This is a genomic window from Prevotella veroralis (assembly GCF_018127765.1).
GTDB classification, from domain to species: Bacteria; Bacteroidota; Bacteroidia; order Bacteroidales; family Bacteroidaceae; genus Prevotella; species Prevotella veroralis.
In genome coordinates this window covers 719,847-732,219 of sequence record NZ_CP072330.1, presented here as the reverse complement: position 1 = coordinate 732,219, position 12,373 = coordinate 719,847, and the positions used below count along the sequence as shown (strand labels likewise).

Here is a 12,373-nt window from a genome sequence, read left to right as displayed (position 1 = left end):
AACAACACTTCCATTATTAAACTCTCGCAGACGTAATAACAGACGTAATACTGGATAAGTAAAACAGAAAAGCCTCCCTTGCTGTTAAAGAGGGGCTTTCCTCAATGAAAGAAGAGGGCTTCCTCATCCCAAGAAAAGCACAACACTCGACTATCATTGACTATTAAGAGCTAATATCAGATGGAATGGATTTTCTTCAAAGTGAACTTTAAAGCAATTAACGATGATATTCTATCAACCCATCAATAGGAGATGCAAGTACCTTAATGACGCTATAACCATAAGATTTAGCACACTTCCTTAATTGCCTTTCATAAGCAGCGGCGATGCCCCCAACAGCCGATAACGAATGTATTGATGCGTCAGAATATCTCATAATATTCTTTTTAAAGAAGTTAGCTAAATTAGATAAGACAAGTTCTTCTAACTCTCTCTCTTCCAAATTAGCATGAATAAACTTAGAGATACTAGCTAAATAACGATTGGCTAAAGGTTGACGATAAACTTTATTAATTATATCAGAATAAGACAATCCAGACCATGCCAAGTATGAATCACGTATCTCTTTCGATAATCCACCTTTAAAAATACCATTCAAGAACAACTTACCTAGCACTGCTCCACTTCCTTCGTCACCGAGGATATAACCTAAAGGTGGAACATTCTCTACTATCTCTGTACCATTGTATAGACAGCTATTTGCTCCCGTTCCTAAGATACAAACTATTCCTGCATGATGACCACAAGTAGCTCTTGCTGCACCCAACAAGTCACTCTGAACCTCAACATTAGCTAAGGGGAAAGATTTTGAAAGAGCTTTATCAACTTTTGACGATAAAGCAGTCGTACAACCAGCACCATAAAAGGCGACACAAGTAACCTCTCTAATAATATCAAAAGACTCGCTGAGTTCCGCATTTCTTATGCTCTCTTTTAACGCAGGTTTCAGCTCCGTTTCCAATACGTTGAAAATTATATCCTCCGATTGATGAAAAGGATTCAAGCCTTGTGTACGGACTTTAAGGACAACATTCAAACCATCATTAGGTGTGCCCACTAATGCCCAATCAGTCTTCGAACCACCACTATCAGCTATTAATATCATTGTATCTTTTTGTATGCAAACTTACACTTTTTTATTGATTTATAAGCATTATAGTTACAGAAATAAGTCCCATGACATATCTTTAGTATCATTTTACATAAACAGCAATAGCAAAATCATAAACTTTGCTTATCTTTGCATCAATTATTGTTTAAACAAACTGTTTATCATCACAACCCAGAAGTATGTATAAAAAGATATTCTTCATTACTATCTTGCTGTTTATCATTACACTCCCAGCAAGTGCTGTATTACAGGAAGATTCATTGAAGAACTCACTCTCTGTTCTCCGTCATGAGTTAATAGCACAACATCTTGAACAAACAAAGCAATTAAACAACTCTAAGTTTATTAGTGAGCAAGTGATGAATCAGCTAAAAGAGATTGGAGAGCACTCTGCCCAGGTGTCGCTCATGCTTTATTCTCAAAAGACGGATAACATCTTTGATTTAACATACGCCTGCCAAGAGGCTACCGAACTATGGAAGGATTTTCAAAGTAAGTCGCGTCCTTTCCATGACCTTATCACCGAGAGTAAGGAGGAGATTGCTCGTTATGATTCTCTTATCAACGTGCTCAGTACGATGTACACCTTTGGCATGACAGATAAGATGAAGACTGACCGCAACGTTTGTTTAACGCTTGCCGTTAGCATACGTCGAATGTTGCAAGAGCGTAATGACTCTTATCAAGAATATATACAATATTACCAATACAACCAACAACAACTTCAATCTCTCGATACGTATGCGCAAAAGAGATATGAGGAGATTCAGACGAGCATCTTTACAAATAGTGGAGTAAATTACTTTAAATTCCTACGCAATGCTCCAACACTCATCTCTCAAATGAGTTCTAACCTTTCTGAGAAATACACGCCACAACGAGTCGTACAATCTCAATGGGATGTAAGGTGGCTCATTACGCTCTTTTCCATGATACTCATCTATGGTTTAGTGGCAATACTCATCAATTATTTAAGCATTCGTTTCCTTGTTACGAAAGTAATGAAAACGAATAGGTTTGAGCAGAAGAACAGTGCTTTTCTTGCCAAGCGAACATGTATTATTATGGTGACATCAATCATTACTTTTAGTATTATACTCGTCATCATCAAGATCCTGTCACCCTCCAACTTTGTTCACATGGCATGCAATCTTTTGCTTGAATACACATGGTTACTTACTGTTATCTTTGCTTCATTGTTATTGCGTGTTAGTGGTGCACAAACACACAACACCTATCGCATATATTACCCTCTTATCTTTGTTGGGTTTACCGTCATCACCTTCCGTATTGTGATGTTGCCAAGCTCCATAGTAACACTCGTCTTCCCTCCCCTCTTATTGCTCAATGCTTTGTGGCAGGCAAGGATGATTTACAAGCACCGCTTGCAAATTCCTAAATACGACTTATACCTTGCTTACTTCTCTCTCACGGTATTTGTCTTCTCGCTGATTAGTTCAATAATAGGCTATACCATGCTGGGCGTCCAAGTCTTCATTTGGTGGATGATGCAATTAGCATGTATATTAACGATAGCATTCTTCCATGATTATCTTGATCAATATAGAGAGAGACATCCTGAAAAGAAGTTATCAATCGTAAAGACTTGGCTCTTCAGATTTATATATAATGTATTCATACCATCAGCAGTGGTATTATCTTTCATCATCTCAATTTATTGGGCAACAGATGTCTTTAACCTCAGTGACATGACATGGAAGTTATTCCGTGCGAACTTCATTGATTCAGATAAGTTCAAGATCAGCATCTACTCTATCGCCGTGGTTACAATCCTTTGGTTCATCTTTAACTATCTAAATCATACGATTAGGGACGCGATAAAACAATTCTTAAAGAAGAGTGACCCTACAACGGCTGCTGCTAGAGGTACAATGTTTATCAATGTCTTACAAGTCGTTGTATGGGGCGCATGGTTATTGACGACTTTAAGTATATTCAAGATTAGTAACACATGGCTAGTTGTTGTTACAGGCGGCTTATCAACTGGTATCGGTTTCGCCATGAAAGATATTCTTGAGAACATCTACTATGGTATATCATTGATGACAGGACGAATTAAGATAGGCGATTACATTGTATGTGATGGCATACGCGGACGTGTAAGTTCCATCAGCTATACCTCAACAATGCTTGAAGCATTAGATGGTTCAATCATTGCCTTCCAAAATTCACAGCTCTTTACGAAGAACTATAAGAACATGACAAAGAATCATGGATATGAGCTTGACATCCTAGAAGTGGGCGTAGCATACGGTAGTAATATCAATGAAGTTAAGAAAATGTTGATTGAGGCAATCACAGCACTAAACATCACTTATAAGAAAAAGGAGGTAATGGTCTTACTAAAGAGTTTTGATGATAGCTGCATTACGCTAAAGGTACTTGTATGGGTTAACGTTTTCACGCAAGGACTTGATGATAGCATTATCATGGAATGTATTTATGATACGCTCAATAAGAATGGTATTGAAATCCCATTCCCACAACGTGAGATTACAATTAAGAATCAATAACGACCTAGAACTCTCACCTTTTCTACTTCATTCTAAGTTTTTCTTTAAATCCCTTGGCTGTTTTAATATCTTTTATTACTTTTGCAGCCGTAACAAAAAAACGATAATGATTCAAGCATCAAATATTCAAGCCACAACGAACAACGCCTTATATAATAAAGGTGTAGGTTATGGCGTATCTGCATTTGAATCATTGAATACGGAGAGAAAAATAATCGAGAAAAAGATAGCAAATTATTTGGTAGTTCCAAATAATTGTATACTCTCTCTAGTAGAGCAGACGTAAATTACACATTTTTTTCTTCTCGCGTACGCGCGCGCGAAGCGTGCCGCAAACCCTGTAAACAAAGGACTTCTAGGAGTTTCCTTTGTTCTTTTTTTGTGTCTGTACCTAAACCGAAATATAGAGAAATTAAGAACGAAATAACAACTATTTTTAATTAATAAAAGCAATGAGAAAAAAGCAAGAAAAGAAAGATTATGAGCGACCCGAGCGTGCCGTTCACAAAATGGAAACAGAAACATTTATCTGTACATCTGTTACTCCTAACGCGCCACAAACTACGGAAGAAGATTGGGAAGATGGAGGAACAGTTGACGGAGGAGCAGTCGACTTCTAAGCCACAGAGGTAAACAAATCAAAAGAAACAATTAAAACGACAACAATGAAAATCAAAAGAATTAATACAGCAATTCTGTTGCTCGCCCTTGCAGGTATAGTACTGACAGGATGTAGCAACGAGGACCTTGCCAATGTTACTCCACAAGAGGGAACAGGCAATGTGTCATTCTCAATCGTTGAGAAGGATTACGAACCAGCAGACAATACACCCAAATCGCGTGCAGCAGAGGAAACAAAACCAGAGATACAGGATTTAGGCGATGGCTTAATGGCAGAGGTTAGCCTTGTGCCTGACACTACGCACAGAGCAGAAACTCCTACGACACGTGCGATTAATACACCAACCCATTACACCATACAGGCTTATCAAGGCGGCGTAAAGAAAGGCGAGTTAAAAGGTACATTCAACGGCTCTACCTTTACACCCGATACTGGTCAACCAAAGTCAATTAGTCTCCCTCACGGCACTTACGACTTTGTTTGCTTTAATAATGGGGTAACTTCTAACGGTACGCAACTAACCGTTAATCGTTCTGATGCCGGTACTGCTCGTTTTGATGTACAGCGTAATGTTGTTATCAATCAAGACCCTAAACAGCAGGTTAAATTTAGGCGTAATGGACATTTGGTAGGCTGAAACCTCTCGGAATTCTTTTATTTACTACCTTTGCAGCATTTGAAAACCTATGAATAAAAAAACTGTATCTTCTGTAATAGCTCAAATGTTAAAAAGAATGGGCATCAACGTTCTGTTCAGATGTATTCCTGCAAGGATTGTGGTAGACAATTTCAAGGTGGTCTGCGTATAAATAATATTTCTCTATGTAATGACTATCTGACGGCAAATCGAACGATATCTGATCTATCCACTCTTTATAAATGTTCAGAGCGAACCATACGACGTAGGTTGAGCTTAGTGGTAGATAGCTTTACTGCTACTTACCCCAAATCTGCAGTAATAATATTGGATACAACATACTTTTCCAGGACATTTGGTGTGATGCTTTTTCAGGATGCTTCATCAGGCAAAATACTCTATCGCAAGTTTGTCAAAAACGAAACTAACAGAGATTATCTTGATGGACTTTGGTATATTGCGGAACGTGGAACTATGATAAAAGCAGTGGTGTGTGATGGGCATATAGGACTTTTACAAGCTATAAGTTTCTGTCCCGTACAAATGTGTCAATTTCACCAATTTCAGATAGTTAGAAGACTCCTTACTAACAACCCACATTTGCCTGCAGGCGTTGAACTATTGGCATTAATGAGAAGGATGTTCTATATGAAAAAAGAAGAGTTTATAACCGCTTTTGATAAATGGTGTGATAAATGGAAAGAGTTCCTAAATGAACGAACTCTCCTAATCTCGGGTAAGACAACTTATACACACAGAAGACTGAGAACGGCAAGACGTTCTATTAAGACACATCTGCCATGGCTCTATACGTGCGAGCAGCATCCAGATATACAAATACCTAATACAACAAACCTGTTGGAAGGATTTAACTCACAACTTAAAAGAGCACTGCATAATCATAATGGATTGAATGAAGCTAACAAGAAGATGTTTATAGATGGATTCATAAATACAAAAAAGTAGGCTGGAATAACCAGCCTACCAAATGTCCATTACTAAAACCCGAGAGGTTTTCAGCCTACCAAATGTCCATTACGCCTAAATTTACAATGAAGCATGCAGGAGCTGCTGTTCTTGTTTATGCAGATTATATTAACTTTGCTATTCAGGGTAAAGTGGCAAATACTCCATTTGTGAGCAAATGGTCTAACCGATTGTCTTATAAAGTAGAGGTTGCCAATCCTGCTGAAAAGTGTACGCTTTTAGCGGAATCTCCTGCATCTTCTGTACCCGAGACAATGGTGTATGACGTTGCAACAAATATCTATAGTTATCCTACAACGGGGCAATTCTCTAAACCTAGCGCAATGTATCTTGGGGAAGTACCTGTGGTAGGGGCTACACCTGGCGCCATAGGTGGTTATGGAGGAAGTATACTTTTAGAAGATTATTGGCTTCCAACAACTGACTGTTCAAAATTAAAATTAACCATAACTTCTGGTGAGATTTCAGGAGTTAGTCTTGTTGGCAAGACGATCACTGTGTCAGAACACAAACTTGTAGAGGCGAATAAGCAATATATAGTTAGTGTACGTTTATATTTTACGGATATCTATATATACCATGATGGCTCAACAGGACCACTCAGTAAAAACCCAGGAAAGATACCTGTTGCCGTACTTGTTTCTCTACCAGAGAGTGGCGGTTCTGTAGGTATTGCACTCCATGATGCGAAAGTGGGGGAAATGATCAGATACAGTGGAATACTACTAGTGCGCAGCAAGCAACCAGTCCTTATACTAATTATTCTGATTTGCTTGGCTTTAAAAATGAATCTAATACAACTATACCATCTTATGCTTCAAGTACAGCAATACAGGCTGCACAAAATTATTCTTCTGTTGTACCTAGTATAACATCATGGAATGTTCCGGATTTTCGGGATCTTGTAAACGTGGGAGTCAAGGTAGGAAAAATGTTGGAGAGTGACGGATCATTTAAAAAATACTGGGGACCTCAGAGTTTCTCATATCTTACGCCCTCAGGTGCAGCTGCGACAGGCTTTACGCCAGCACCCTCTACTATAAATTTTCCGGCAATGGATATGACGCGATTTAATCAAGCTTTTACGAAGGTCGGAGGTACTCCTCCATCTGGCACATATTGGACGAGTACAGAGTGCAAGGATGGAAGCGAATATAAGCAAGTAACGATAACCATCTCTAGCGATGGTAAGTTCCATTTGGGGCTAAAGTCGAAGACAGAGACTGCCAAGGTGAGACCGATGAAGCTGTATTAAATATATCTCTCTATCTTATTTAAAAGCGGATATTGTCCCCCAACAAATCAATGCTCTTGATGCTTCTAAATTTCTTCCTTGCTCCGCAAAAATTTCTTCCTTGGAGAAAATTTACGGGGAACAAGGAAGAAATAAATCGGGAACAAGGAGAAAATTTATCGCAAACAAGGAAGAAATTTTTGCGGAATAAGGAGCATTTTTTGAGATAGGAGGAAGCACAGAAAATAGAGTAATTTAATAATGAAAAATAACGCCTGCGGACTGGAAACCGAAAGGAAGACGGACGGGGGCGTTTATATAATAATTAAGTTTAATTCCTAAAAACAAAAGACCTATGAAAGTAAAATTAGTAGTGAGAACAAACCCAAGGAAGCAAGGCGACCCAGGGAAATGGTATGCAAACCCAGTGAATGCAGGTAAGAAGACGTTGCGCGACATTGCGAAGGACATTGCCGGTCGTTCGTCTTTGACACGTGGTGACATTGAGAATGTGCTCACGAACTTTATGGAGTGTTTGCCCAGTTACTTGCGTGATGGCTTTAGCGTGCAGTTGGGCGAGTTCGGTACGATGCGTTTAACCTTATCAAGTACTGGTGCAGCGAACGAGAAATCCTTTAAGACCGAAACGATCAAGCCTCGAGTAACGTTTACACCGGGCGTAGAGCTAAAAGCTGCCTTGCGTGATAACTCTTACGAAACGGTGAAGAAGAAAGAGGAGGAAAAGGGAAAGGAGAAAGAACCGAAAAAGAAAGAAGAGGGAGGTGGACCAGTAGCAGGATAAATGCCAAAAAGAAGGAGGGTGTGTCAAAATAGCCACACACTCTTTTTTATGCACAAAGCCCCGACTTTCTCAAGCCAGGGCTTTGCTATTTCCTAAAGTTTTTGTACCTTTAGGCATACAAAAAAATCTCATTATGACAAATGTACACTTTCGTTCTTACATACACAAGAAAATGATTCTTTTTCCTCAAAGAATCGATAAGGATATCGCAGAAGATAACCCTGTTCGTCTTTTAGACGCCTTGGTGGATAATCTTATATTGGATAATGTCTACAAGCTTTATAAGCCCAGTGGGCGTAAGCCTTATCATCCACAAATGATGCTCAAGGTGATTCTTTACGCCTATATGAATAATATCTATTCCTGCCGTCGTATAGAGTCGCTTCTCAAGCGTGACATTCATTTCATCTATCTGGCAGGATATGAGCAGCCTGATTTTATTACCATCAATCGTTTTCGTAATCGTGTGAAAAAGGAAATCAACAATATCTTCACACAAGTGGTATTAGTACTTGCAGCCAAAGGTTTGATAAGTCTTGACGTTGAATATATTGACGGCACAAAAATAGAATCGAAAGCCAACAAGTATACCTTCGTTTGGAAGAGAACCGTGGAAAAGAACCGCGCCAAGTTGCAGGAACAAATACGCACACTCTTGCTTCAGGTTGATGATGTCATAGCGCAGGACAATGCCGCTAAGACAGAAGGTGTCGAGTTTACTGCAGCTCTGCTCGATGAGATATCCGAGGAATTGAACAAGTCTTTGGAATCATCCCCTGAGCCTAAGACAAAAGAAGAGAAGCAGGCTGTTAGAACCAAGAAAAAACAGCTTAAAGAGCTTGAGAAGAAACGTAATAAACTCCAAGAGTATGACCAACACCTTGAGATTATGGGGGAGAGAAACTCCTACAGCAAGACCGACCTTGATGCTACGTTTATGCACATGAAGGAGGATGCTATGCGGAACGGACAGACTAAGCCTGGATATAATCTGCAGATAGCAACTGAGAACCAGTTTATCATCGACTTTGCACTCTATGCTAACCGTACAGATACGCTTACACTTCCTTCTTTCTTGGAGTCCTTCAACTCACGTTACCATCGTTATGCCAAGACAGTCGTAGCCGATTCAGGGTATGGCTCCGAGGAGAACTATCTGTTCATGGACGTACATAATATGGAAGCCTATGTGAAGTATAACTACTTCCATAAAGAGCAGCATCCACGCTATACACCTAACCCATTCTGTCCTGCAAGCCTTTATTATAATAAGGAACAGGATTTCTACGTCTGCCCTATGGGACAGCATATGAAGCGTATAGGCATGAAGCGTTCCCTAACCTCTAATGGATTCGTTACTTACAGTGTACGTTATCAGGCAGAACGCTGTGATGGTTGTCCGTTGAGAGGCTCATGTTTTAAGGCAAGAGGGAACAGAATTATAGAAGTAAACCATCAACTACAGCACTATAAACAAAAGGCACGGGAACTACTGACCTCGGAAGAAGGCATCAAGCATCGAGGACGAAGGTGCATAGAACCTGAAGCTGTTTTTGGACAAACAAAATATAATAAAGTCTACAAGAGATTTAGGCATTTGGGAAAAGACAAGGTCAATATGGACTTTGCCTTCTTTGCTATTGCCTTTAACATAGGAAAAATGTGCAAAAAAAATAATCTCAAGGAGCTAAAAGCTATTATGGAGGTACTTTTAGTCACCTTCAGATGCTCTATAGAAGTTTATATAAGCTATTGGAAGCCCAACAAATCATTTTATATGAAATTAGCGGCATAGCTGCAGTAAATAACGAATTATGCGGTAGATGAAGTAAAGAGGAGTAGAAAAGAGGATGTGTCCATTTTGACACACCCTCCTCTTTATCTTCTATCTAAGGACGATTCCTTAGAAGTTGTAATAAGCACCGAAAGTAATATGATTACCATCAAGGTTTGCACCCCATGCGTGGCTGTCCTTAGATGCGCCCTTTACCTTAATTGACTGCCAACCAGCGAAACCTACGTGAGCAACGAAGCTAACCTTCTTGTTGAGGTTTACAGCGATACCTGGCTTCAAACCTGCTGACCATGCGTTAATTTTGCCATGATAGTGTGTATAACCCAAACTACCATCAACGAAAGCGTTAACGTACTTAGTGTGTACAAATGTGTAACGAACGTAAGGCTGTACGGTGATGTAGTTACGGAGGTCTTTCTGCTCAATCTCTGTAGGAGCACCCTTACCCCAACCAATTACAGTACCGATAGCAACATCTTTGTTAACATTGTAACCGATTTCAGGCAATACCTTGTAAGTAGTTACTGCATCATGAGAACCTTCCTTTGAAGAACCAATACCTACACCACCACCAACATAAACCTGAGCGTTAGCAACTATAGCAACAAAGGCTACAGCAAGTGTCATCAAAATCTTTTTCATCTTAAAAGCTTTAATTGTTAATACTAAATTAATAATCTTTCTACCTGTAATTATGACCCGAATGTGGGGTACATAATGATTTAAAACCGCTGCAAAGGTAAAGTGTTTTAATTGAAAACACCAAACTTTATCAATAAGTTTTGATACATTTACGTAAACAAAGGTTAAAACCTTGTGCGTTAACCTTATTATATATACCTTTGCACAACTCTTGATAAGGATATATCAATTAAATAACACAACAGGAGTAGTCCTATCGAATTATGATCAATAAACCCACTTTCATTGCAGGTCCCTGCGTAATTGAGAGCCCGGAACTCCTCTGTACTGTTGCAGAAGAGTTGGTTAGGCTTAACGAGAAGTACGATATTAATATCATTTTCAAGGCTAGCTTTGATAAAGCTAACCGCACAAGTATCAACTCTTTTCGCGGTCCAGGAATGCAGGAAGGGCTTAAAATGCTTTATGATATTAAGCAGAAGTATGGCTTGAGATTACTCACTGATATTCATGAGAGCTATCAAGCAGAACCTGTAGGCGAAGTGGTTGATGTTATTCAGATTCCTGCTTTCCTTTGTAGACAAACCGATTTGTTAGTAGCTGCAGCAAAGACGGGGAGAATTGTAAACATCAAGAAAGCACAATTCTTGAGTGGACGAGACATGAAATATCCCGTGCAGAAATGCTTAGAAAGCGGTGCAAAAGAGATCTGGCTTACAGAACGAGGTAACTGCTTTGGTTACAACAATCTAGTTGTAGACTTCCGTAACATTGCTGACATGAAGGAGATTGTTCCGAATGTTATCATGGATTGCACGCATAGTGTACAACGTCCTAGCGCAGGAGACGGAAAGACAATCGGCGATCGGAAGTTTGTACCTTCTATGGCATTAGCAGCTAAGGCTTTTGGTGCTACAGGTTATTTCTTTGAAGTGCATCCAACGCCAGACCAAGGGTTATCCGATGCAGCCAATATGCTAGAGTTAAATAAGTTGGACGAATTAATTAGCAAGCTAATATGATTGGAGCAGAGGAAAGACTAACACATGTAAAGGACTACGCTATACAATGTATCAAAGAAGAGGCCGACGCGACAATCAATCTTATCAATCAACTTGATGATAACTTTGAGAAAGCTGTCGACTTGATGTATCATTGTACAGGGAAAGTCATTGTGACAGGAGTTGGTAAGAGCGGAAATATTGGAGCGAAGATAGCTGCAACCCTTTCTTCTACAGGTACACCTGCTTTCTTCGTTAACCCATTGGATGTATATCATGGTGACTTAGGTGTAATGAAAGAAGATGATGTCGTGCTGGCATTGTCTAACTCTGGTCAGACTGATGAGTTACTTCGCTTTATACCAATGGTTCTTCACATGAATATTCCAATCATAGGAATGAGTGCGAATCCCCATTCACTCTTAGCTAAATACTCCACAGCCCATCTAAAGGTTTGGGTTGAGAAAGAAGCGTGCCCTCTAAACCTTGCACCAACATGTTCAACGACAGCCGCTTTGGTTATGGGCGATGCTCTTGCAGTGGCTTTGATGCGTGTAAGAGACTTTAGACCGCAGGACTTCGCTCAGTTCCATCCGGGAGGAGAGCTTGGTAAACGATTATTGACAACGGCACAAGATGTCATGATATCTGAGAACTTGCCTATTATCCCTAAAGAGATGCACTTAGGCGAAGCAATTATCCATGTTAGCAAAGGGAAACTGGGCTTGGGAATAGCTTTATCTGGAAAGAAAATCGCAGGGCTTATTACAGATGGCGACATCCGACGGGCTATGGAAAGATGGCAAGCAGAGTTCTTTAACCATACAGTCAATGATATTATGACAACAGAGCCTAAGATGGTTCTTCCCAACATTAAGATTACAGAAATACAACAGATTATGCATCGGCATAAAGTACATACCGTCCTGGTATGTGATGAAGAAAAGAATCTTCTGGGAGTTGTCGATCACTATAGTTGTATGATTTAACACCTTATATTCTCATTGA

13 protein-coding genes and 1 pseudogene are annotated in these 12,373 nt (G+C 39.7%); 12 read left to right on the top strand and 2 right to left on the bottom strand.

Annotated elements, in window-relative coordinates; translation table 11 throughout:
* Positions 1-217: 217 nt before the first annotated feature.
* Positions 218-1,105, bottom strand: coding sequence for a hypothetical protein (locus J5A55_RS03085; RefSeq protein WP_004383443.1), 888 nt, complete (start codon positions 1,103-1,105; stop codon positions 218-220).
* A 185-nt stretch (positions 1,106-1,290) separates the two neighbouring features.
* On the opposite strand from J5A55_RS03085, the gene J5A55_RS03080 reads away from it, so the two are divergent.
* The 10 genes and pseudogenes from J5A55_RS03080 (at position 1,291) to J5A55_RS03040 (ending at position 9,722) form a co-directional block, all read left to right on the top strand.
* Positions 1,291-3,645, top strand: a complete 2,355-nt coding sequence (locus J5A55_RS03080) for a mechanosensitive ion channel family protein (protein WP_004383442.1) — start codon at positions 1,291-1,293, stop codon at positions 3,643-3,645.
* Between the two features lie 106 nt (positions 3,646-3,751).
* Positions 3,752-3,931, top strand: coding sequence for a hypothetical protein (locus J5A55_RS03075; protein WP_004383441.1), 180 nt, complete (start codon positions 3,752-3,754; stop codon positions 3,929-3,931).
* Positions 3,932-4,097: 166 nt separating this feature from the next.
* Complete coding sequence (locus J5A55_RS03070; RefSeq protein ID WP_004383440.1) at positions 4,098-4,265, top strand: hypothetical protein; 168 nt, start codon at positions 4,098-4,100, stop codon at positions 4,263-4,265.
* Between the two features lie 45 nt (positions 4,266-4,310).
* Positions 4,311-4,904: a hypothetical protein gene (locus J5A55_RS03065; RefSeq protein ID WP_004383439.1), complete on the top strand. Its 594-nt coding sequence runs from the start codon at positions 4,311-4,313 to the stop codon at positions 4,902-4,904.
* A gap of 66 nt (positions 4,905-4,970) precedes the next feature.
* A pseudogene (locus J5A55_RS12525) lies at positions 4,971-5,018 on the top strand (hypothetical protein); the annotation flags it as partial.
* A gap of 6 nt (positions 5,019-5,024) precedes the next feature.
* Positions 5,025-5,870: an IS256 family transposase, variant Zn-binding type gene (locus tag J5A55_RS03060; RefSeq protein WP_039851358.1), complete on the top strand. Its 846-nt coding sequence runs from the start codon at positions 5,025-5,027 to the stop codon at positions 5,868-5,870.
* Between the two features lie 86 nt (positions 5,871-5,956).
* Positions 5,957-6,763: a hypothetical protein gene (locus J5A55_RS03055; protein WP_155813785.1), complete on the top strand. Its 807-nt coding sequence runs from the start codon at positions 5,957-5,959 to the stop codon at positions 6,761-6,763.
* A gap of 188 nt (positions 6,764-6,951) precedes the next feature.
* Positions 6,952-7,146, top strand: coding sequence for a hypothetical protein (locus J5A55_RS03050; RefSeq protein ID WP_155813784.1), 195 nt, complete (start codon positions 6,952-6,954; stop codon positions 7,144-7,146).
* Between the two features lie 334 nt (positions 7,147-7,480).
* Positions 7,481-7,927 (top strand): HU family DNA-binding protein, encoded by a 447-nt coding sequence (locus tag J5A55_RS03045; RefSeq protein WP_004383242.1) that lies wholly within the window; start codon positions 7,481-7,483, stop codon positions 7,925-7,927.
* Positions 7,928-8,060: 133 nt separating this feature from the next.
* Positions 8,061-9,722 (top strand): IS1182 family transposase, encoded by a 1,662-nt coding sequence (locus tag J5A55_RS03040; RefSeq protein ID WP_211802936.1) that lies wholly within the window; start codon positions 8,061-8,063, stop codon positions 9,720-9,722.
* Between the two features lie 108 nt (positions 9,723-9,830).
* On the opposite strand, the gene J5A55_RS03035 is transcribed toward J5A55_RS03040, so the two are convergent.
* Positions 9,831-10,364 (bottom strand): outer membrane beta-barrel protein, encoded by a 534-nt coding sequence (locus J5A55_RS03035; protein WP_004382756.1) that lies wholly within the window; start codon positions 10,362-10,364, stop codon positions 9,831-9,833.
* Positions 10,365-10,627: 263 nt separating this feature from the next.
* Between J5A55_RS03035 and kdsA the strand changes: the two genes are divergently transcribed.
* Together kdsA and J5A55_RS03025 are read left to right on the top strand one after the other, a co-directional pair.
* The gene (gene kdsA / locus J5A55_RS03030) at positions 10,628-11,386 is read left to right on the top strand and encodes a 3-deoxy-8-phosphooctulonate synthase (protein ID WP_004382755.1); all 759 of its coding nucleotides are present in this window, start codon (positions 10,628-10,630) and stop codon (positions 11,384-11,386) included.
* Positions 11,383-12,354, top strand: a complete 972-nt coding sequence (locus J5A55_RS03025) for a KpsF/GutQ family sugar-phosphate isomerase (RefSeq protein ID WP_004382754.1) — start codon at positions 11,383-11,385, stop codon at positions 12,352-12,354. Before kdsA ends, J5A55_RS03025 begins: the two co-directional genes overlap by 4 nt.
* Positions 12,355-12,373: the final 19 nt, after the last annotated feature.

Excerpts from the sequence above, each read along its gene's own strand:
- J5A55_RS03085 (WP_004383443.1), bottom strand. The coding sequence starts at position 1,105 with ATGATATTAATAGCTGATAGTGGTGGTTCGAAGACTGATTGGGCATTA.
- J5A55_RS03080 (WP_004383442.1), top strand. The coding sequence starts at position 1,291 with ATGTATAAAAAGATATTCTTCATTACTATCTTGCTGTTTATCATTACA.
- J5A55_RS03075 (WP_004383441.1), top strand. The coding sequence starts at position 3,752 with ATGATTCAAGCATCAAATATTCAAGCCACAACGAACAACGCCTTATAT.
- J5A55_RS03070 (WP_004383440.1), top strand. The coding sequence starts at position 4,098 with ATGAGAAAAAAGCAAGAAAAGAAAGATTATGAGCGACCCGAGCGTGCC.
- J5A55_RS03065 (WP_004383439.1), top strand. The coding sequence starts at position 4,311 with ATGAAAATCAAAAGAATTAATACAGCAATTCTGTTGCTCGCCCTTGCA.
- J5A55_RS03060 (WP_039851358.1), top strand. The coding sequence starts at position 5,025 with ATGTATTCCTGCAAGGATTGTGGTAGACAATTTCAAGGTGGTCTGCGT.
- J5A55_RS03055 (WP_155813785.1), top strand. The coding sequence starts at position 5,957 with ATGAAGCATGCAGGAGCTGCTGTTCTTGTTTATGCAGATTATATTAAC.
- J5A55_RS03050 (WP_155813784.1), top strand. The coding sequence starts at position 6,952 with ATGACGCGATTTAATCAAGCTTTTACGAAGGTCGGAGGTACTCCTCCA.
- J5A55_RS03045 (WP_004383242.1), top strand. The coding sequence starts at position 7,481 with ATGAAAGTAAAATTAGTAGTGAGAACAAACCCAAGGAAGCAAGGCGAC.
- J5A55_RS03040 (WP_211802936.1), top strand. The coding sequence starts at position 8,061 with ATGACAAATGTACACTTTCGTTCTTACATACACAAGAAAATGATTCTT.
- J5A55_RS03035 (WP_004382756.1), bottom strand. The coding sequence starts at position 10,364 with ATGAAAAAGATTTTGATGACACTTGCTGTAGCCTTTGTTGCTATAGTT.
- kdsA (WP_004382755.1), top strand. The coding sequence starts at position 10,628 with ATGATCAATAAACCCACTTTCATTGCAGGTCCCTGCGTAATTGAGAGC.
- J5A55_RS03025 (WP_004382754.1), top strand. The coding sequence starts at position 11,383 with ATGATTGGAGCAGAGGAAAGACTAACACATGTAAAGGACTACGCTATA.